The sequence below is a fragment of the Pseudomonas sp. S5F11 genome (assembly GCF_019641515.1).
In the GTDB taxonomy this organism is placed as follows: domain Bacteria; phylum Pseudomonadota; class Gammaproteobacteria; order Pseudomonadales; family Pseudomonadaceae; genus Aquipseudomonas; species Aquipseudomonas rhodesiae.
Genome location: NZ_JAIFJZ010000001.1, coordinates 4,494,793 through 4,515,575, shown reverse-complemented (window position 1 = coordinate 4,515,575; position 20,783 = coordinate 4,494,793). Strand labels below are relative to the sequence as shown.

At 58.9% G+C, this 20,783-nt stretch carries 15 protein-coding genes; 10 read left to right on the top strand and 5 right to left on the bottom strand.

Features of this window, described 5'->3' with window-relative positions; translation table 11 throughout:
* Positions 1-594 precede the first annotated feature (594 nt).
* The 4 genes from K1567_RS20395 to K1567_RS20380 all read left to right on the top strand — a co-directional run bounded on the left by K1567_RS20395 (position 595) and on the right by K1567_RS20380 (position 6,617).
* Positions 595-1,527: a chemotaxis protein CheV gene (locus K1567_RS20395; RefSeq protein ID WP_034115155.1), complete on the top strand. Its 933-nt coding sequence runs from the start codon at positions 595-597 to the stop codon at positions 1,525-1,527.
* A gap of 79 nt (positions 1,528-1,606) precedes the next feature.
* Positions 1,607-2,710: an HD-GYP domain-containing protein gene (locus K1567_RS20390; RefSeq protein WP_080758791.1), complete on the top strand. Its 1,104-nt coding sequence runs from the start codon at positions 1,607-1,609 to the stop codon at positions 2,708-2,710.
* 297 nt (positions 2,711-3,007) lie between these two features.
* A complete protein-coding gene (locus tag K1567_RS20385) occupies positions 3,008-5,032 on the top strand; it encodes a methyl-accepting chemotaxis protein (RefSeq protein WP_371918474.1) in 2,025 nt (674 codons plus the stop codon).
* Positions 5,033-5,183: 151 nt separating this feature from the next.
* The gene (locus K1567_RS20380) at positions 5,184-6,617 is read left to right on the top strand and encodes a glycosyltransferase family 39 protein (RefSeq protein ID WP_220698807.1); all 1,434 of its coding nucleotides are present in this window, start codon (positions 5,184-5,186) and stop codon (positions 6,615-6,617) included.
* Between the two features lie 15 nt (positions 6,618-6,632).
* Here K1567_RS20380 and K1567_RS20375 read toward each other — a convergent pair whose 3' ends face one another.
* Positions 6,633-7,121 carry a TIGR00645 family protein gene (locus K1567_RS20375; protein WP_034100811.1) on the bottom strand — a complete coding sequence of 163 codons (489 nt, stop codon included), beginning with the start codon at positions 7,119-7,121 and terminating at the stop codon, positions 6,633-6,635.
* 164 nt (positions 7,122-7,285) lie between these two features.
* Between K1567_RS20375 and K1567_RS20370 the strand changes: the two genes are divergently transcribed.
* On the top strand, positions 7,286-9,109 hold the full coding sequence (locus K1567_RS20370; protein ID WP_220698806.1) for a hypothetical protein: 1,824 nt from the start codon (positions 7,286-7,288) through the stop codon (positions 9,107-9,109).
* Between the two features lie 5 nt (positions 9,110-9,114).
* Here the strand turns inward: K1567_RS20370 and K1567_RS20365 are convergent, their stop codons facing one another.
* A complete protein-coding gene (locus K1567_RS20365; protein WP_034100813.1) occupies positions 9,115-9,432 on the bottom strand; it encodes a hypothetical protein in 318 nt (105 codons plus the stop codon).
* Between the two features lie 1,205 nt (positions 9,433-10,637).
* Positions 10,638-13,079, bottom strand: coding sequence for a Lon protease family protein (locus K1567_RS20360; protein WP_034115167.1), 2,442 nt, complete (start codon positions 13,077-13,079; stop codon positions 10,638-10,640).
* Between the two features lie 267 nt (positions 13,080-13,346).
* Here K1567_RS20360 and K1567_RS20355 point away from each other — a divergent pair, with 267 nt between their 5' ends.
* The 5 genes from K1567_RS20355 (at position 13,347) to K1567_RS20335 (ending at position 17,237) form a co-directional block, all read left to right on the top strand.
* On the top strand, positions 13,347-13,835 hold the full coding sequence (locus tag K1567_RS20355) for a DUF3015 domain-containing protein (RefSeq protein ID WP_016973832.1): 489 nt from the start codon (positions 13,347-13,349) through the stop codon (positions 13,833-13,835).
* A 91-nt stretch (positions 13,836-13,926) separates the two neighbouring features.
* Entirely contained in the window at positions 13,927-15,780 is a 1,854-nt protein-coding gene (locus tag K1567_RS20350) for a DUF4105 domain-containing protein (protein ID WP_220698805.1), read from the top strand.
* A 91-nt stretch (positions 15,781-15,871) separates the two neighbouring features.
* On the top strand, positions 15,872-16,177 hold the full coding sequence (locus K1567_RS20345) for a chorismate mutase (protein WP_034100819.1): 306 nt from the start codon (positions 15,872-15,874) through the stop codon (positions 16,175-16,177).
* A gap of 135 nt (positions 16,178-16,312) precedes the next feature.
* Positions 16,313-16,669: a hypothetical protein gene (locus K1567_RS20340; protein ID WP_034100821.1), complete on the top strand. Its 357-nt coding sequence runs from the start codon at positions 16,313-16,315 to the stop codon at positions 16,667-16,669.
* Positions 16,670-16,739: 70 nt separating this feature from the next.
* The gene (locus tag K1567_RS20335) at positions 16,740-17,237 is read left to right on the top strand and encodes a GreA/GreB family elongation factor (RefSeq protein ID WP_040265482.1); all 498 of its coding nucleotides are present in this window, start codon (positions 16,740-16,742) and stop codon (positions 17,235-17,237) included.
* Here the strand turns inward: K1567_RS20335 and gdhA are convergent.
* Together gdhA and ettA are read right to left on the bottom strand one after the other, a co-directional pair.
* The gene (gene gdhA / locus K1567_RS20330; protein ID WP_184336920.1) at positions 17,234-18,571 is read right to left on the bottom strand and encodes an NADP-specific glutamate dehydrogenase; all 1,338 of its coding nucleotides are present in this window, start codon (positions 18,569-18,571) and stop codon (positions 17,234-17,236) included. The genes K1567_RS20335 and gdhA overlap by 4 nt on opposite strands.
* A gap of 298 nt (positions 18,572-18,869) precedes the next feature.
* A complete protein-coding gene (ettA, locus tag K1567_RS20325) occupies positions 18,870-20,534 on the bottom strand; it encodes an energy-dependent translational throttle protein EttA (protein WP_034100827.1) in 1,665 nt (554 codons plus the stop codon).
* Between the last annotated feature and the right edge of the window lie 249 nt (positions 20,535-20,783).

Genomic DNA, 20,783 nt, shown 5'->3' with positions numbered 1-20,783 from the left:
AAACCGATATTTTGTTTTATAATCAATAAGTTATAACTTCTGTTCAGATTACCCCGGCACTAAAGACGTCCACGGACGTCTTTTTTTGTGCCTGAAATCCAGTGAAATCAAGGATTTCAGGGCCTTTGGCTTCCGCAGAGGCCTTTTGACTTCCATGCGTTTTGGTATCCCAAGCTTTGGGAATACCAAAACGATGTCAGAGGTGGCCCGCATGCCCACCAATGCTTCCCACCACTCCCTTCTGCCAAACCAAGGCAACGAAGACAGCAGAAAACGACGTCATCCTCACTGACGATGACTAGCCTTGGCGTAGGATCAAGACCCATAAAGCCGCACTCAACGCGACTTCATCATTCTAAAAAACTCCCCGTCTACACCCTAAAACTTACCAATCACATTTATTCTCACCACACACTTAATAAGCTAGCCACCTATCTAATTTAAAACAACCGTCTGAACTCAACCCCATCTGATAACACCTCTCTTTAACCAACCACACCGCCCTGTTTTTTATTTCACAGGTATTTCACATACCCTTACTTATGCTAATGTCATTACGACATCACCGCTATCAAACCCGGATCGGGAGTGTGTATGACAGGTCTTCTGGCTTCCGTTAACAGCCGTACGCAACTGGTCGGGCAAAACCGCCTGGAATTGCTTTTATTCCGGTTCAACGATCACCAGCTGTACGGCATCAATGTGTTCAAAGTGCGGGAGGTTATTCGCTGCCCCAAGTTATCTGTACTACCAAAGTCTAATAACAACATTTGTGGCGTAGCGAACATCAGAGGCTCTTCTATCCCCGTTCTAGACCTTGCGATGGCCACTGGGCTGCCGGGCATTACCGATAAGGAGAGCGCTTTTATCATACTTACGGAGTACAACAATCGCGTTCAGGGCTTTCTGGTTTATGCAGTTGAGCACATCGTCAATTTGAATTGGGAGGACATCCATCCTCCGCCCAAGGGCAGTGGCGATAATAATTATCTGACTGCTGTGACCCATGCGGATGATCGGTTGGTGGAGATCATCGATGTGGAAAAGGTGCTGACGGAAATTTCTCCGACGTCGGAGGAGATTTCCAACGGTGTGGTGGATCAACAGGTGACTCAGTGGGCGCGGCACCTGCGCGTGCTCACGGTCGATGACTCGATGGTCGCCCGCAAGCAGGTGACGCGTTGCCTGGAAACCGTCGGGGTGGAGGTGGTTGCGCTGAACGATGGGCGTCAGGCTCTGGATTATCTTCGCGCCATGCTCGATGAAGGGCGCGATCCGCAGGAAGAGTTTTTGATGATGATCTCGGACATTGAGATGCCCGAGATGGATGGCTACACCCTGACCGCTGAAGTACGCAGCGATCCGCGCCTGGCGAAGTTGCATATTGTGTTGCACACCTCGCTGTCGGGCGGGTTTAACCAGGCCATGGTGAAGAAAGTCGGGGCCGATGACTTCCTGGCGAAGTTCCGCCCGGATGACTTGGCCGGTCGGGTCGTCACTCGCATCAAGGCGGCCAACGCCAACTGATCCATTCAACCACCACACCATTCACGCCAGGGAGGCTGAGCGGCAATACATAAAAAGAAGAAACAGTAGAGGCCATATCATGACCAAGTGTAATGAGCTCTATCATCAGGCTCCAGACGGCGAAGCAAGGCCTTTCTGGAAGGGCACGCTGGATACCTGCACATCGGGCTGCGCAACCACGTCGCCTAATTCCGCATGCGAACCCGGCACCACAACCACGCCCATCTCCCCTACCTCAATGAAAGACGAGCTGATCGCCGCCCAGGCGGTGTGCACCCGAGCCAAAGCCGCAGTCGTCGAAATGTTCAGCCATGCGCGCATGGGCCGTGCGCTGGAGCTTGAGCCCATCAGCTCGCTAGTGGATGACATTTCCAGCTCGATCGCCCGCCACCCAGACGCTTTTATCAGCCTGGCACGCCTTAAAAGCATCGACGATTACACCTATATGCACTCGGTGGCGGTGTGTGCACTGATGATCGCGCTGGGCGTACAACTCAAGCTGCCGCCCGCGCTCATTCGTCGCGCGGGGCTGGCCGGCCTGCTGCACGACATCGGCAAGATGGCTATTCCAAACGCCATCCTTAATAAACCCGGGCGTTTGAGCAGCGATGAATTGCAAGTGGTCCGCCGCCATCCCCTGGAAGGCGAAAAAACCCTGATGGGCACCGCCCAGATGTGCGACATGGTGGTGGACGTATGCCTGCATCACCACGAGAGAGTCGACGGCAATGGCTACCCTCACGGGCTGGCGGGTGAGCAAATCAGTGTTTTTTCACGCATGGCCGCAGTGTGCGACGTCTATGACGCGGTGACTTCCGACCGCTCCTACAACCAAGGCTGGGACCCAGCCGTGGCCATTCAGCAGATGTCCACATGGCAGGGGCATTTTGACGATGAAGTATTTCGGGCCTTCCTAAAAGCCGTCGGCATTTACCCCGTGGGCTCTATCGTTCAAATGAAAAGTGGCACGATCGGCGTGGTCATTGAACAACATACTGATTCGCTGTTGACGCCCAAGGTCAAGTTATTCTTCTTACCGGTTCTTAATATTTATATCACCCCGAAAGTTGTCGATTTGAGTGACCCAGCTCAAACCGATCGCATCATCGCACGGGTGCCGCCGCAACGTTATGGCTTTAAAAACACCGAGCACTTGTGGCTCGATGATAATGAGTCCAACTGAGCAGCGATAACTGTCATGCAGTATTGACCGATGAAACGATAAGCATCGGCGCTACTGCCTAAGCAGCCCATGATTAAGCCTTAAGTCTTGTGTGCACAAAAACATTGGAATGCCAGTATCCGGCGGTATTGGTAACTATCAGCGCGGGCAGGAATCATCATGAAATTCAACTCATTGCAGACTCGAATTTGCTTTACTGCAGGACTCTGCTTATTCATCTCTTGCGCCAGCCTGGTTTTATATGGGCTGTACTCTTCAAATGCGAATCAAACTTATGTGGGCCGCGAAGTTTCTACGCTGATCGAAAATTCGACCATCCGCGAAGTGCAGAACCTTGCCGAATCGCGCGCAAATGCCATCCAAGCCAAATTGCAGAACGCCCTGGACTCAGCTCGCACAATGGCCAACACCATGAGCGCCAGTAAAAGTGCGCAAAGCCCGCTCGCTCTGGGCCGGGAGCAAATCAACACAATGTTGCTCAGCGTGCTCAAGGACAACCCGGATTTCAACGGCACCTACTCGTGCTGGGAGCCGGATGCCCTCGACGCTCAGGATCAAGCCTCTCGTAACAATGAGGGCGGTAACAACCCGCTGACGGGTCGCTTTACCCCCTATTGGACCCGCAGCTCGGACGGCCATATCGCCGTGCAACCGCTGGTGGAATACGACTCCGACGCGCGTCACCCCAATGGTGTCCTTAAAGGCGGCTGGTACTCCGGCCCCCGCGACACTCAGAAAGAGAGCGTGTTGGACCCGATCCCCTACGTGGTTCAAGGCAAAAACGTATGGCTGACGACGCTCTCGGTGCCCATCACCGCCAATGGCAAGTTCTACGGTGTGGTCGGTGCTGACTTCGATATTTCGTTTATTCAGAAACTCAGTGAGCAAATGTCCGCCGCCCTGTATGACGGCAAAGGTTCGGTGACGATATTGAGCCATCAAGGCTTGGTGGTGGCCAACAGTAAACGCCCCGAACTAATCGGCCAGCCATTGAAGGCATTGCTGCCCGACACCTGGGAAAAAGTGTTGGCCAACGTGCAGAAAGGCCAGGGTGACAGTCGGATGAACCAGGAAGCTGAGGAGATCGAGGTGCAAATGCCGATCACCCTGGGCCGCACCGGCAAACCCTGGGCGATCCTGATCCATTTGCCCAAGGCCGTGGTGATGAGCCAGGCGATTGCGCTGGAGCAGGAGCTGAAGTCCCGCGGGCTGAGCAGCAGCATCTGGCAGGTGGGCGTCGGGCTCAGTATTTCTGTGCTGGCCTTGATGGTGTTGTGGTTTGCCACCGCGAAAATCGTCGGCCCGATCCGTGAGGCCGCGACCCTGGCCGCGACCATCAGTCTTGGGGATTTTTCCCAGCGTCTGGTTCAGAAATCCGAAGATGAAGTCGGGCAGTTGTCTTTTGCCCTGAACGAAATGTCGGACAGCCTGCAACGTCAGGTCAAAGTCGCCGAACGCATCTCCGAAGGCGACCTGGACCTTGAGGTTCGTCTGTCGTCCCCCAACGACACCTTGGGCAAGGCGCTGGAAAAAATGGTCGGCAACTTGAACAACCTGATCTCCCAGGTTCAGGTCAGCGCCACCGAGATCACCGGCAGTTCGGGCCAGGTCACAGAGTTGAGTCAGTCGTTGTCCGAGGGTGCGGCCAACTCCGCGTCGTCCATCACCGAGATCAGTGCGGTCATGACGCAAATGGCCGCGCAAACCACCGACAACGCGGCCAACGCTAAGAAGGCCGATGAGCAGTCACAGGCATCACGCGCGGACGCGGGGGAAAGTGACCAGCTGATGAGCGAGCTGATCGCCGCCATGGCCGAGATCGACAACTCGGGCAAAGACATCACGGCCATCATCACCACCATCGACAATATTGCTGCCCAGACCAACCTGCTGGCCTTGAACGCCGCCATTGAAGCGGCGCGTGCCGGCGAACTCGGCCGTGGTTTTGCCGTGGTGGCCGACGAAGTGCGTAGCCTCGCCGCACGCAGTGCCGAAGCCGCCCAGCAAACCGCGGCGCTGATCGCCGACTCGTCGACCAAGACCCAGCGCGGCATGGTCATCGCCGGACGCACCGCCGATTCGCTGCGCAATATCGTTAATGGCACCACGGCGGTTTCGAGCTTGGTGTCCCTGATCTACCAGGCTTCGAGCGAACAAGCCTCCGGGTTGCAGCAGGCCAGTATCGGCTTGGAGCAGATCGATGAAGTGACTCAGCAAAATCAGCACAACTCCCAGCAATGCGCGGTGGCGGCCAAGAACTTGTCGGAACGGGCTAACGCCATGCAGCAAGGGCTGAGCCGTTTCAAGGTCAAAACCAGCTAGCGCGGCGGCCCGGCCGGGGGCGGTCAACCGCTGCCCTCGGTCCCTTTCATCAACCGCAGGTTCATTCACGAAATGTTAAGAATCGCCTCCCTATACTGACCGACTGCGAGCCGCTCCCCCGAGCGGCCCCCTGCCCCGGTATCCACAACCCATGACGCGCCCCGCCTCTCTGCTGCTCCTGCTTGCTGGCCTGTTGTTTTTCTTTGCTTTGGATAACCACGAACTGCAAGGCTCCACCGAAGCCCGCGTCGCCGGGATCGCCATGGCGATGCACCTGGACAACGACTGGGTGGTGCCGCAGTTGTTTCGCGAGCCGTTCCTGGAAAAACCACCCCTGAGCCTGTGGCTGGACGCCGGCGCGATTCGCGTGCTCGGCGGCACCACCTGGGCGGTGCGCCTGGCGTCGGCCTTTGCTGGGTTGTTCAGCGTGATGCTGCTGTACGGGATGCTGCGCAAGTTCGGACGCCCGCAAACCCTGGCGTTCAGCGCGGCATTGATCCTGGCGACCATGGCCAGTTACTGGAGCAATGTGCGGGGTGTCGGCGAAGATGCGTTGCTCAGCCTGGGCGTGACCACCGCCCTGTTGGCGTTCTACCAGGCGGTGCGGCCGGATCGTCAAGGTTCGGCAACCGGCGCCTGGGCGTTGTTTACCGCCGGGATGGTGATCGCCACGTTGAGCAAAGGCGTGCTAGGCCTGGCGATGCCCGGCGTGGTGATTTTTGTGTACTTGGTCAGCACCAGCTTGATGGATAAACGCCTGCGCCTCGGGGACTGGCTCAAGCCGGCGGCGTTTACCCTGCTGGCCCTAATTCCATTGCTGATCTGGCTGACATTCCTATTCCAACGCGGCGGCCTGCAGGCCGTGGGCGAAGTGCTGTGGACCAATAGCGTCGGACGCTTCAGCGGCGAATTCGTCGAGGCTGGGCATTACGAGCCGTTCTATTACTACCTGCTGAAGCTGCCGCAAGCGTTTTTACCGTGGAACATCCTCGTGTACCTGGGGCTGTGGCATTTCCGCAAAAGCCTGGTACGTAATCGTTACCGGTTATTTTTCAGCGTTTGGCTGGTGGCGCAGTTCACGTTGCTGACGTTGGCCTCAAGCAAACGCACGGTGTACCTGATGGCCCTGACACCCGCCGCCGCGGTGCTGGCCGCCGAGTATGGGCGGGTCATCCTGGAGTGGCTGAAGGCGCATAAGCCGTCACTCTACAAGTACCACAGGCGTCTGGTCGGCGGCGTGTTCACGCTAGCGGTGGCGTGTTACCTGACGGCCGCGTTCTGGTTTGCGCCCAAAGCCGATGTGCGTCAGTCGTTCGTGCCGGTGATCCGCCAGGTTCAGGCACTGCAAGCCGAAGGCAAGGAAGTGGTGTTGTTTCAACCCAACGAACGTATCGCCGGGGCCAGCGTGTTTTATTTGCAGAGCTACTTGAAGATCTTGCAGACAGACGCGCAACTGCACAGTTATCTCGCCGCCAGGCCTGGCAACGTTGCGTTGCTGGACCGTACCGACGGCCTGAGCACGCCGGTCAAGGTGATCAAGGAAATGGCGATCAATCGCCAGCCCTACTACTTCGTCGAGCAGTAGGGCCGGCGCGGCAGGTTAGTGTTTGGTGAGTTTGTCCAGGTAACCCATGGCGAATGCCGAGACCACGAAGGTCATGTGGATGATCACGTACCACATCAGGTGCTGAGGATCGACGTTCTTGGCGTCCATAAAAATGCGCAGCAAGTGGATGGAGGAAATCGCTACGATGGAGGCCGCCACTTTCATCTTCAGCGACGAAGAGTCCATGGTGCCCAGCCAGTTGAGCTTTTCCTTGTTGTCGTCGATGTCCAACTGCGAGACGAAGTTCTCGTAGCCGGAAATCATCACCATCACCAACAGGCCGCCGACCAGGGCCATGTCGATCAACGACAACAGCAGCAGGATCACTTCGGCTTCCAACATGGTGAAGATGTTGGGAATGACGTGAATGATTTCCTGGAAGAATTTCAACGCCAGGATCAGCAAGCCCAGGGACAGCCCCAGGTAGATCGGCGCCAGCAACCAGCGCGAGGCGTACATCGCATTTTCGATAAAGCGTTCCATTGGATCTCACACAGCGTGGTTAGAAATGGCGGCGAGTATACCAGCCGCCATCAGCGCGCTGTAACCGCGAGAAAACTGACCTGGGCGGCTTCTGTAAGAGAATTTTTCTGCTAGTGTCGAGCCCATCAACTCGGCTCGATGATGTCGGACAGGAAGAAACTCAGATGATGGATGTGCGATCCCCTTTGGCCGGTTTCGGCCTGTGCGCAGCATTGCTGCTGGCGGGCGGCTGCTCCCCCAGCGATGAAAAAAAACAGGCCACCCTCGAAGAGAAAACCGCGCAATTCGAACAATCCTTGGACAGCATCCAAGATCCCAAACTGCGCGACGCCATCGCTGACCTCGGCGGCTCGCTGCTGTTGCTGGAGCGCGCGCAACTCAAGCTCGCCAACAAGCCCATCGAGCCCGAGTACGGTGAAGACTCCCTGGCCCTGCTCAAGCACTACCCCACGCCCCAGGCGTTGGTGGACACCTACATCAATGGCCTGTTCGTGCTGCGCAAGACCTCCCACTCCGATTACCTGACCGATCTGCAGCCGGTCTTCCCATTCAATTTCAACCTGCCCGACCAATTCCCGTTTCCCCACGGCCTGGAATGGCAGTCGGTCACCCTGAGCAACCACAAAGTCATTCCGTTCCAGCCGGAATGGTCGGAAACCGATCCGGGCATCCAACTGAGCCCCAGCAGCTCCAACCTGACCAACCCCGATGATCTGACGGTGACCTACCCGTTCATCGACGGCATCGAGACCGAAAACAAAAGCCAGCCGCAACCGGTGAGCCTCAAGGGCACGGTGGAGGTGATCGCGCCGGGCAATGTGCTGACGTTTGACTTGTCGACCAAGGACGTAGGCCACCCGCGCACTGAAGGCGCGATCAGCGTCAATCTGCTGCGTCTGGAGAAGAACTACGCCGAAATCGAACTGACCAATAGTCAGCCCCTGGCGCCCCAAGTCGGCGATGAGTCCCCCAACCCGCTGCTGGTACAGGCGCGCGACAGCACCGGGCAATTCCTTACTCGCTCGGGATCCATCAATGAAAGCGCGGCTCAGGTAGCGTTCTACCAGAAACAATTGGCCGAGATGCAAAAGCAAAAAGTCTGGTCCGACGCCTTGGAAAAACAGCTCAGCGATGAGCAAAAAGCCTTCGAACACCAGCAGAACACCCATTACGCCAAGGTGTACTTCAATGGGCTGATCGACACCGTGCAAGTCAACGTGCTGGATTTTTCCAAGGCCACGGTGACCCGCAAGGACCTCGACCTGCCGGTGCTTCGCTTCGACAAAAACAGCCTGGAAAAAACCGTGCAAGCCTTGCCCATGCCGGTCACCGTGTATGACGACAGCGCCGCCGATTGGCTCAAGGACGCCACACTGACCGAAGACCAGCTGAAAAACAGCGTCACCATCAGCCAGTCCGTCGAAGACGCCAGCGCCGCGACTATCGTGTTCGACCACCCCTTCACGTTCAATGACGATCTGGTGGGCGCCGAGCGTAATAGCACTGAGTCGCCGGTGACCTTCTTTACTGCCGATGAAAAAGGCGAGCGCGGCGAACCGATTGAATTGCCCACCGAGGCTTTTGAGCTGAACCCGGCACGCGGCACCCTCACCTACGACCTCACGCTGTTTCCGGAAAACCCCGCTTATGTGGTGGGCTCGATCCCGTTGTTCCTGGCGACCATCGAGAAAAACCAGATCGACGTGGGCACGTTGCCTAAGGGCCTGTCGGTTAAGGACAACGCGCTGGTTGTCGACCAGAAAGCCTTCCCCTCCGACAGCTGGCGTTTCTATGCCAAGGACGCCAGCGGCCACTATCTCAAGGAAATCCTCGCCGTCAGCCATCGCGCCGCGGAATACGGCACGGCGTTATTCGACGTGCATTACTTCTACGGCCAGCCGAGCGCGCTGGAAAGCTACCAGCGTACCGAGCTGAATACCGTGCAATACGGCTTTGAGGTCAAACTGGATAAGCCCGAGAGCAAATAAGCGGATTACAGAGCGAGCTGCTCGTGGTTGCGGTTGAGCAGTCGAAGATGAGCCTGCAAGTGCAGGCACCAGATCGGCGGGTCCTCGACCATTTCGTAGCCCTGCCGAGTCAGGTTTTCGACGATCGACTCCAGCAGATGGGCTGCCTCGAAGGGGCCGCGAAATGGGCCCTGGGACTTCACCGCGGACGGCTGCTCGCCGGTCATCCCGGCGGCAAACAGCACCGTCCACAGCCCGTTATCTCCAGCGAGAGGGCGAATGGCGCATTCGATACGGGTAGCCAGTCCGAAGTACTGGCGGGTAAGACAGAGGTTGCGCGACATGGCGGCGACCCTCGGTAGTTCGGTGTTCAGCCCCTGCGCGTGGGCGAGGCTGTTGCTGTCCAGCGACTCCTGTGGATATCCCTAATCCTCAGGATAGAAGAAAAACACGACAAACCAAGGCCGTAGAGACCAACGGTGTAGGCCCCTGTAGTCACCAGTCAAATTATTGTCATTTCTGCCAACCTTGCGGCGAGCGAACTGGCGCCGCGCGAGACAAGCTCGCTCACCACAGGGATCGGGCCAGAGGCTTGGATTTCCAGCGCCATTTCGTTTGAGAGAAGCGGCAGTCAACTCAGGTTCTGTGGCAACACACCAACCCCTGTGGTGAGCGGGCTTGCCCCGCGCGAGGCCAGCTCGCTCACCACAGGGATCGGGCACAGGCTTGGATTTCCAGCGCCATTTCGCTTGAGAAAAGCGGCAGTCAACTCACGTTCTGTTGCAACACCTCAACCCCTGTGGTGAGCGGGCTTGCCCCGCGCGAGGCCAGCTCGCTCACCACAGGGATAGGGGCAGAGGCTTGGATTTCCAGCGCCATTTCGCTTGAGAAAAGCGGCAGTCAACTCAGGTTCTGTGGCAACACCCCAATCCCTGTGGTGAGCGGGCTTGCCCCGCGCGAGGCCAGCTCGCACACCACAGGGATCGGGGCACAGGCTTGGATTTCCAGCGCCATTTCGCTTGAGAAAAGCGGCAGTCAACTCAGGTTCTGCGGCAACACCCCAACCCCTGTGGTGAGCGGGCTTGCCCCGCGCGAGGCCAGCTCGCTCACCACAGGGATCGGGGCAGAGGCTTGGATTTTTTAGCGCCATTTCGTTTGAGAGAAGCGGCAGTCAACTCAGGTTCTGTGGCAACACACCAACCCCTGTGGTGAGCGGGCTTGCCCCGCGCGAGGCCGGCTCGCTCACCACAGGGATAGGGGCAGAGGCTTGGATTTCCAGCGCCATTTCGTTTGAGAGAAGCGGCAGTCAACTCAGGTTCTGTGGCAACACACCAACCCCTGTGGTGAGCGGGCTTGCCCCGCGCGAGACAAGCTCGCTCACCACAAGGATCGGGGTAGAGGCTTGGATTTTCAGCGCCATTTCGTTTGAGAAAAGCGGCAGTCAACTCAGGTTCTGTGGCAACACACCAACCCCTGTGGTGAGCGGGCTTGCCCCGCGCGAGGCCGGCTCGCTCACCACAAAAATCGGTGCATTCAGTGACATCGGCTGTTATGAAGCGGGTTTGGCCTCGGCCAGCGCCTGTTGCGCCAGTTCCTTCTCTGCTTCTTTGAGGTCGTCTTCACTGATCATTTCTGCAATCGCGCGCAAACGCTCGACCACCCGGGCGTTGACGGTGCCTTCCGGGAATTGCCCCTCGGCATCCGGCTCACCGGCGTCCTCGCCCACCAGCAGGCTCAAGGCTTCATCGGCCTGGCGTACCGCGTAGATGTGGAACTGCCCAGCCCGCACGGCCTGCAGCACCTTTTCATCGAGCATCAGTGTGGCAACGTTGGCCTGGGGAATGATCGCCCCCTGCTCACCGGTCAGCCCACGGGCTTCGCAGAGACGGAAGAAACCTTCGATCTTCTCGTTAACCCCACCCACCGCCTGCACTTCACCAAACTGGTTGATGGAGCCGGTGATGGCAAAGCACTGCTTGAGCGGGGTTTTCGACAGCGCCGAGATCAACGTGCACGCTTCGCCGAGGGACGCACTGTCACCGTCCACGTACCCGTAGGACTGTTCCAAAGCGATGCTGGCGGAAATCGCCAGTGGGAATTCCTGGGCATAGCGGCTGCCCAGGTAACCGGTGAGGATCATCACGCCCTTGGAGTGGATCGGCTGGCCGAGGTTGACCTCACGCTCGATGTCGACAATCCCGCTGCCGCCGGGGTACACCGTGGCAGAAATCCGCGCCGGCACGCCGAACGCCGAGTCGCCCACTTCCAGCACCGTCAGGCCGTTGCACTTGCCGACCGCCGCACCGGCGGTGTCGATCAGGATCACCCCGGCGAGCATATCGTCGAGAATCCGCGCCGACACCCGCCCGGTGCGCGTGGCCTTAGCCTTGAGTGCGCGTTCGATATGGCCGGCGTCGGTCATCTCGTCGCCCGCCAGGTGACGAATGAAATCCGCCTCGCTGACCAATTGAAACAGATCGCCAATACGCGCCGACAAACGCCCCTGATGCTCCGCCAGCCGCGCGCTGTAAGTGGCCAGGCGCGCCACGGCGTCGGATGTCAGCGGCGCCATGCCCTCTTCCGAGGTGCGGGTTTTGAGCAACTGCGCGAACTGCTCCAGGCTTTCGTCGACCATCGGGATGTCTTCGTCGAAGTCCACCAGCACCCGGAACATTTCCTGGAAGTCCGGATCGGCGTCCTGCAACGCGTAGTACAACTGACGCGAACCGATAATGATGACTTTGACCTGCAGCGGGATCATCTGCGGGTTGAGGGTCACGGTGGCCAGACGCCCCAGTTCGCCCAGCGGCGACTCCATTTTCAGCTTGCGCGACTGCAGGGACCGTTTGAGGGCGTCCCACACGAACGGCTCGCTGAGCATTTTTTCCGCTTCAAGGATCAGAAACCCGCCATTGGCGCGGTGCAACGCGCCTGCGCGCAGTTGGCGATAGGTGGTGTAGAGCGCGCCTTGATCGGTGCTGTATTCGATACGCCCGAACAGGTTGTCGTAGGTCGGGTGCGGTTCGAACACCACCGGTGCGCCGCCGTTGACCGGATGGCCCACCACCAGGCTCGGGCAGTATTGCTCTTCCAGCAGTTTGCGGGCCTGGGCGTCGGTCTTGGCATCATCCACCAATTGCTCGACCACGGTCTTGAGCAGGTACACCTGCATGGCTTGCAGGTAACCGCAGACGGCCGCGTTTTCCGCGTACTTTTCCGACAGCGGCGCCAGCAATGGCTGAAGGGCCAGTGTGATGGTTTCTTCGTTGAATTGACGCAGTTGGTTATTCGACTCGCGTTTCCACTGCGGCAGGCTGGCCAGCTCCTCGTTGAGGCGTTCTTCCAGCTCGGAAATATCGGTGTGAAAGCGCTCGCGGTCGGCTTCCGGCAACTGCGAGAACTCGGCCTCGTCCAGGGCCTTGCCGTCGAGCATCGGCGTGAACGCGATATTGGAGCTGTCGCGGTACAGCGCCACGTCTTTTTCCAGGGCCAGGCGTTCGATCACGTCCAGCGCTTTGTCGTAACGCTGGTTGAAGGCGCGGTCGATAGCGCTCTTGCGCTGCTGGTAGGTAGGGTGTTCGAACACGGCCGGGAACGTGGCCACCAGGTTGTCGATCAGCGCGTTGATATCGGTAATGAACGCTGCGCCTCCCCCGGCGGGCAACTCAAGGGCGCGCGGTTCGCGGGGCTCATCGAAGTTATTGACGTAGACCCAGTCCGACGGGGTTTGCAGGCGCTTGCCTTCGGCCTTCAGGTAGCGTTTGACGAACGAAAAGCGACCGGTGCCCGGCTCGCCCATGACAAAAACGTTGTAACCGGGGCGTGGCATGGCCACACCGAACTGCAAGGCTTCAACCGCGCGTTCCTGGCCAAGCACACCGCGAAAGGGCTCCAAATCATTGGTGGTCGAGAAGCTGAACTGTTCAGCGGAGAAAGGGCGAGTCAGCGCATCGGGCGCTAGACGCAAGCTGGCAGCAACAGGATCAGGCATCGGGCTTCCTTACATCAGGCGGGGCAGATAGCGGCATTCTGGCTCCCCCTTGCGCGCTCTGGCAAGGCGGGTCTCTGGGAAAGCATAGACGCGGGAGGCGGCCAGCAAATATTTCATCAAATCGCCAACGGTTTTATAAAAACCCACGGAACCCTTCGAACGTGCCTAAACTCCAAACTGCGCGGGTTGGACTAATAACCGATCCCTAGGGCGCTATGAAGTGCCTGAACCCTTGTCCATTGGTTTGCACACAAAGAGAACAAAGCTATGAAACGGATCCTTCTCGGTACTCTCTTCACCGTCGTCTCCCTCAATGCAATGGCAGAAGCACCAGGTGGCCCGAACTGCGGTTGGGGCAACATGTTGTTCGAAGGCCAGCGCGGCACTCCGGCTCACTTCCTGGCTTCCACCACTAACGGCACCTCGGGTAACGCCACCTTCGGCATGACCTCGGGCACCAATGGTTGCAGCACCAACAGCGCGCTGACCTACGGCGGCAAGTCTTGGATTGCCATGAATGGCATGATGAACGAGCTGTCCGAAGACATGGCCAAGGGTAATGGCGAAGCACTGACCACCTACGCCGTGGTACTGGGTGTTGCGCCCGAAGATCGCGAGCACTTCGCTGCCGTGACTCACGAGCACTTCCAGCAAATCTTCAGCAAAGCTGACGTCACTGCTGACGACGTGCACAACAACACCCTCGCTGTACTGAAAAGCGATGCCCGTCTGGCGAAATACGCGACCCAGGCTTAAGCTCGACCGACCCGCGCCTCTCCAGGCGCGGGTTTTATTTTTGGGCCCGCCTCCCCTTTGGGTCTTTCTATTTCCGACTTAAGTTGCCTTTATGCTCAAACGAATTGCCTGCCTGGCACTCTTCGCCTGCGCCCCGCTGTATGCGGCCCCGCACCTTGATGATCAACGTTTGCAGCAATTGGCCAACGATCCGTTCTGGCTTTCCCTGGGCCATTACGAAGCCGGCAAGCTCAAAGGCTGGCGCAGTTATGTCAGCGATAAGAAATTTTTCCTGGCGGCCGATGGTGCTCACCATCCGGACGCGGAACTCAAGGCCACCGTCGACGCACTCTATGCGCCCGCCGGCCTGGGTGAAAAACACGCCCAATGCGTCTACCCCGCACGTACCCGCTGGCTCAAGGATCAGTTGCACCTGACCGACCTGCCCGCCGTGGACTGCGCCGAATTCAAGCAATGGTTCAAGGACGTCGCCCCCCACAGTGCGGTGATGATCTTCCCGGCGGCCTACCTCAACAGTCCGTCGTCGATGTTCGGCCACACGTTGTTGCGTATCGACCAGGCCGACGTGCAAAGCAACAACACCGCACTGCTTAGCTACGCGATTAATTTCGGCGCGTATATCGAAGGCTCGGACAACAGCATTCTCTACGCCTGGAAGGGCCTGATGGGCGGCTACCCCGGCCTGTTCGCGCTGGTGCCCTACCAGGAAAAACTCTCCGAGTACCGTAGCCTGGAGAACCGCGACCTGTGGGAATACCGCCTCAACCTTACCCAGGTCGAGACCGAGCGCATGGTCGAGCATGTGTGGGAACTCAAGCAGATCCAGTTCGATTACTTTTTCTTCGACGAAAACTGCTCTTATCGCCTGTTGGAACTGCTGCAAGTCGCCCGCCCCGGCCTGCGTTTGACCGAGCAATTCCCGCTGACCGCCATCCCCACCGATACAGTCAAAGCCGTGAAAGAGGCGGGTCTTGTAGAGAAAATCGACTATCGCCCGTCCCGCGAGCGCGAATTGCTTGAACGCGCCAAACCCTTGGATGGCGACGAGCAGCAATGGGTGCTCAAGATCAGCGACGACCAGAAGCAATTGCAGGAGCCGGCCTTCAAGGCCCTGCCCCGCGAGCGTCAGGCCCTGATTATCGACGCGGCTTATCGCCTGGGCCGCTACCGCGCCAATGGCCTGGAACGCGACACCGTCCGCTCCCAACGCAGCTTCGAGCTGCTGCGCGCGATCAACCAGAACCCTGCGCCCGACCTCAAGATCCAGCCGCCCGGCCTGCCGGAAGACGGCCATGAATCCCGCACCTGGCAAGCCGGTATCGGCACCCGTGGCGACAAGGCTTTCGGCGAATACGGCCTGCGCATGGCTTACCACGACCTCAACGACAACGCTGAAGGCTTCCCCCTCGGCGCGCAGATCGAAATCCTGCAAATGAAACTGCGCCAGTACGAAGGCAACCACTGGCAGTTGCAACAACTGGACCTGGCCACCATCCGCTCCCTGACCCCGCGCAACGCGTTGCTGCAGCCCTGGTCCTGGCAAGTCACCGGCGGCCTGGAACGCGTACCGGGCAAACACGACGACGAAACCCTGGTCGCCCATGTCAACGGCGGCGCCGGCAGCACCTGGCAACTGCGCGACGACATGCTCGGCTTCGCCCTCGGCACCGTGCGTGTGGAACACAACAACGACTTCAACGAAGCCATCTCCCCGGCCGCTGGCTTTAACACCGGCGTACTGTGGAAAAACCCGCTGGGCAACCTGAGCCTGGAAGCCAAAGGCGATTTCTTCACCAATGGCGAAGTGCGGCGCAGCCTCAGCCTCAACCAACAGTGGGAACTGTCCCGCAACCTGGGCCTGCGCCTGAGCGCCCAGCGCGAATACAGCCATCTATCCTCACCGGTCAATGAAGTGATGCTTGAAGTGAAGTGGTACCACTACTGACCAACGCCTGGCGAAAATCAAAAATGCGGGAAGGGGCAAGCACCCTCCCCCATTTGTTAGCATTGCCCGCACCATCAGGAGTTCACTCGACATGGCCGTTACCTGCACCACCCTTGAAGAAGTTCGAAACAATATCGACCGCCTCGACCAACAAATCGTCACTCTTCTGGCCGAACGCGGCCGCTACGTCTCCCAGGCCGCCCACTTCAAAAAAGATGCCGATGGCGTCAAGGCCCCACAGCGGGTCGAACAAGTGATCGCCAAAGTGCGCAACCTGGCGGAGGTGGCGGGCGCCAATCCGCAAGTCACCGAACAGGTTTATCGCGCCATGATTGCGGCGTTTATCCAGCAGGAATTGGCTGAGCACGCGGCGCTGACCACGCAGCAGGCGACCTAACCCCTAAAGCGGGCTGAGCAAAGATTTGGCCTCTACCGTTAAGGCCAACACATTTCTCACACCCCCTTCACATCCGTCCGACGAAACCCCTTCTAGACTTTCCCTATCAGCCGTAAAACGGCCAGGGAGTACGCCATGTGGCGGTATGCGGTCATGTTGTGGGCGGTAATGGGGTTGGCGGGTTGCCAGACGACCCATCAGGAATTGTTGGCCAAGGGTTATCCACCGGCCTTCGCCGATGGCTTTGACGATGGCTGCAGCAGCGGTCGCCAGGCGGCTGGGGTGATCAGTGGGGAGTTTCGCAAGAATGTGCCGCGCTATCTGCAAGAGCGGGAGTACGCCGAGGGCTGGGAGGACGGTTTTCGTCAGTGCAAGGCGATGCGGGAGAACGAAGAACTGCGCGATTACAAAGAGCGCCATTGGGATGAGCGCGAACGCGAGTGGCAGCAGGAGAAGGATCGCGATGCGGCCCGGGCCTATCGTTCGCAATAGGTCGCTTTCAGACATCCATCGAAACTAAAGCACAGCGAACATGGCCCAAGCTCCATAGAGGGAGATCATCATGAGCCGTGCTTTTGTAAATGAAGACAACGCCGCCGCCCAGGCCGATCAGCCGGTGGAGCGTCAAGTCAGTGAGCAACCCAACCGCCTGACCGCGCAAGGTCTGGCGCAGTTGCACGCCAAAGTCGCGCAGTTGCAGCAGGAACATGGCGCCGAATCCGCCAAGGGCGAGCAGGCCGATAAACAGCGCCAAGCCGACCTTGAGCGGGATTTGCGCTATTTCAACCAGCGGGTGCAAAGCGCCCAGGTGGTGGCGCCTGCCACGTCCACCGATCAGGTGCAGATCGGTAGCTGGGTCACCTTTGCCAACGAGCAGGATGAGCAGCAGCGCATCCAATTGGTGGGTGAAGACCAGGCCGACGCCAGTGCAGGGTTGATCAACTGGGGCTCGCCCCTTGGCCGCGCGTTGCTCGGTGCGCGAGTCGGTGACGAGGTGCTCTGGAAGCGCCCCGTCGGCGATCAGTTGATCGAAGTGCTGCGCATCGACACCGAGGCCTAGACGATGCCTTGGGCCAGCATTGCGTCGGCCACTTTGACGAAACCGGCGATATTCGCGCCTTTGACATAGTTAACCCGGCCGTTTTCTTCGCCGTAGTGCACGCAGGCATGGTGGATCGACTGCATGATGGCGTGCAGCTTGCTGTCCACTTCCCCGGCGGTCCACAGCAAGCGCATGGCGTTCTGCGACATCTCCAGGCCGCTCACCGCCACGCCACCGGCGTTGGATGCTTTGCCCGGTGCGAACAGAATGCCCGCCTCGATAAAGATATCCACAGCCTCCAGCGTGGTCGGCATATTGGCGCCTTCGGCCACGCAGAGGCAGCCGTTACGCAGCAAGGTGCGGGCGGCGTCGGCGTCCAGTTCGTTCTGGGTCGCACAGGGCAACGCGATGTCACAGGCCAGCGCCCATGGCGTTTGGCCTTTGCGGAACTCCAGGCCAAAGCGCTCGGCCAGTTCGCTGATACGGCCGCGCTGTACGTTTTTCAGTTCCAGCAGCGCCGACCATTGCTCCTCGGTCAAACCGCTTTCGGCGTACAGGGTGCCTTCGGAGTCAGACAGGGAAATCACCTTGCCGCCCAAGTCCATGACCTTGCGCGCCGCGTATTGCGCCACGTTGCCGGAACCGGATACCGCGACACGCTTGCCCTCCACGCGCTGGCCGTCGCGCTTGAGCATTTCTTCGGCAAAGTACACACAGCCAAAACCGGTGGCTTCGGGACGGATCAGGCTACCGCCGTAGGTCATGCCCTTACCGGTCAGCACCGAGGTGAATTGGTTGCTCAGGCGCTTGTATTGACCAAACAGGAAGCCGATCTCCCGGGCACCCACGCCGATATCACCGGCCGGCACATCGACGTCCGCACCGATATGCCGATACAGCTCGCTCATAAACGCCTGGCAGAAACGCATCACCTCGGCGTCGCTCTTGCCCTTGGGATCGAAGTCCGACCCCCCTTTGCCGCCGCCCATGGGCAACGAGGTCAGGGAATTCTTGAAGGTCTGCTCGAAAGCGAGAAACTTCAAAACCCCCAGGTTCACCGACGGATGGAAACGCAGCCCGCCCTTGTACGGGCCGATGGCGCTGTTCATCTGAATGCGGAACCCGCGATTGACTTGGACCTTGCCGTGATCATCCACCCACGACACCCGGAACGTAATCGCACGCTCGGGCTCGCACATCCGCTCCAGAATGCCCGAATTCAGATAGTGCGGATTGGCTTCGAGAAACGGCCACAGGCTGCGCAAGACTTCTTCTACGGCCTGGTGAAATTCCGGCTGATCAGGGTCACGTTTCTTTAGGCGAGCGAGGAAGGATTCGACGGATTCGATCATGAAAAGTCTCGGCAAATTGATTGTTTTTAAATGAGATTGGGCCGGACTTTAACAATTCATGTCGCACCGCGACAGGGCAAAATGTCGCTTTTGTGAATTTAAATGGTGCATTGGATGTAAATAAACCTGGGAAACGGGAGTTTTCTGCACTTTAAAGGGGATTGCCAGGCTGGGTGTGTGCACCGTCGAGGGAACTGCTATCGAGGTCAAGCCACCTCCCACATTTGATCGGTGTGGGTCAGGGGAATGTGCAAAAAAAACGGTGCCCGAAGGCACCGTTTTTTTAACCGGCCCGGGATCAGGCCAGTTTTTTGTGACGTACACGGTGTGGCTGGGCAGCGGCATCGCCCAGGCGCTTCTTGCGATCGGCTTCGTACTCGGTGTAGTTGCCTTCGAAGAACACCGCTTGGGAGTCATCTTCGTACGCCAGGATGTGGGTCGCGACGCGGTCAAGGAACCACCGATCGTGAGAGATCACAATGGCGGCGCCTGGGAAGTCCAGCAGGGCTTCTTCCAGGGAACGCAGGGTTTCGACGTCGAGGTCGTTGGACGGTTCGTCGAGCAGCAGGACGTTGCCGCCCTCTTTCAGGGTCAGGGCCAGGTGCAAGCGGCCGCGCTCACCACCGGACAGGTCCTTGACGAACTTCTGCTGGTCGCCGCCCTTGAAGTTGAAACGGCCGACGTAGGTGCGCGACGGGATTTCATAGTTGCCGATGCGGATCTGGTCGGAACCGTCGGAAATCTGCTGGAACACCGTCTTGCTGCCGTCCAGGTCGTCACGGCTCTGGTCGACACAGGCCAGTTGCACGGTTTCGCCGATTTCGATGCTGCCCGAATCCGGGGTTTCCTTGCCCATCAGCATGCGGAACAGTGTGGATTTACCCGCACCGTTACCGCCGATAACGCCGACGATCGCGCCTTTTGGCATGGAGAACGACAGGTTGTCGATCAGCACGCGGTCGCCATAGCCTTTAGTGACGTTCTTGAATTCGATGACCTTGTCACCCAGGCGCGGGCCGGCCGGGATGTAGATCTCGTTGGTTTCGCTGCGCTTCTGGAATTCCTGCGACTGCATCTCTTCAAAGCGTTGCAGACGCGCCTTGGATTTGGACTGGCGGGCCTTGGCGCCTTTGCGCACCCATTCCAGTTCTTCCTTCATGGCCTTTTCGTGAGCCGATTGCTGCTTGGATTCGGCGGCCAGACGCTCGGACTTGGCTTCCAGCCAACCGGAGTAGTTGCCCTCGTAAGGGATGCCGGCGCCACGGTCGAGTTCGAGGATCCAACCCGCCACGTTGTCCAGGAAGTACCGGTCGTGCGTAATCGCAACCACGGTGCCCGGGAAATCGTGGAGGAAATGCTCCAACCAGGCGACGGAATCGGCGTCCAAGTGGTTGGTCGGTTCGTCGAGCAGCAGCATGTCGGGGGCCGACAGCAGCAGACGGCACAAGGCCACGCGACGCTTTTCACCACCGGACAGGTGTTCGACTTTGGCATCCCACGCCGGCAGGCGCAGCGCGTCGGCGGCGACTTCCAGCTGACGCTCCAGGTTGTGACCGTCGCCGGCCTGCAGGATGGCTTCGAGCTTGGCCTGTTCGGCGGCCAGTTTGTCGAAGTCGGCGTCCGGCTCGGCATAGGCGGCATAGACTTCATCCAGGCGCGCCTGGGCGTCCTTGATCACGCTGACGGCCTCTTCGACCACTTCACGCACGGTCTTGGCCGGGTCCAGCTGCGGCTCCTGCGGCAGATAGCCGATGTTCAGTTCGGGCATCGGGCGTGCTTCGCCTTCGAACTCGGTGTCGACGCCAGCCATGATTTTCAACAGGGTGGATTTACCCGAGCCGTTGAGGCCGAGCACGCCGATCTTGGCGCCGGGGAAGAAGGACAACGAAATGTTTTTCAGGATTTCCCGCTTCGGAGGGACAACTTTGCCCAGCCGATGCATGGTGAAGACGTATTGAGCCATGGTGAACCTAGCGTCAGTGACTGATGAATTGAGCGGGCGAAGCCCGTGCCAGGCCATGCGCCGCGCGGGCCTTTGACTATCATCAATGCCAGCGAGCGGAAAAAGCCTGAATATCTGGGGCTGGAACGCCCCCGCGTAACCGGCAAAGCTACCTGAATGCGCTTGGTCAGTCCAGCCAGGCGGGACTGGCACTTTGCCACAACACAAGGCATGCTAGCCGCCCTCCGGGCGTCCGGCTTATAGTGCACG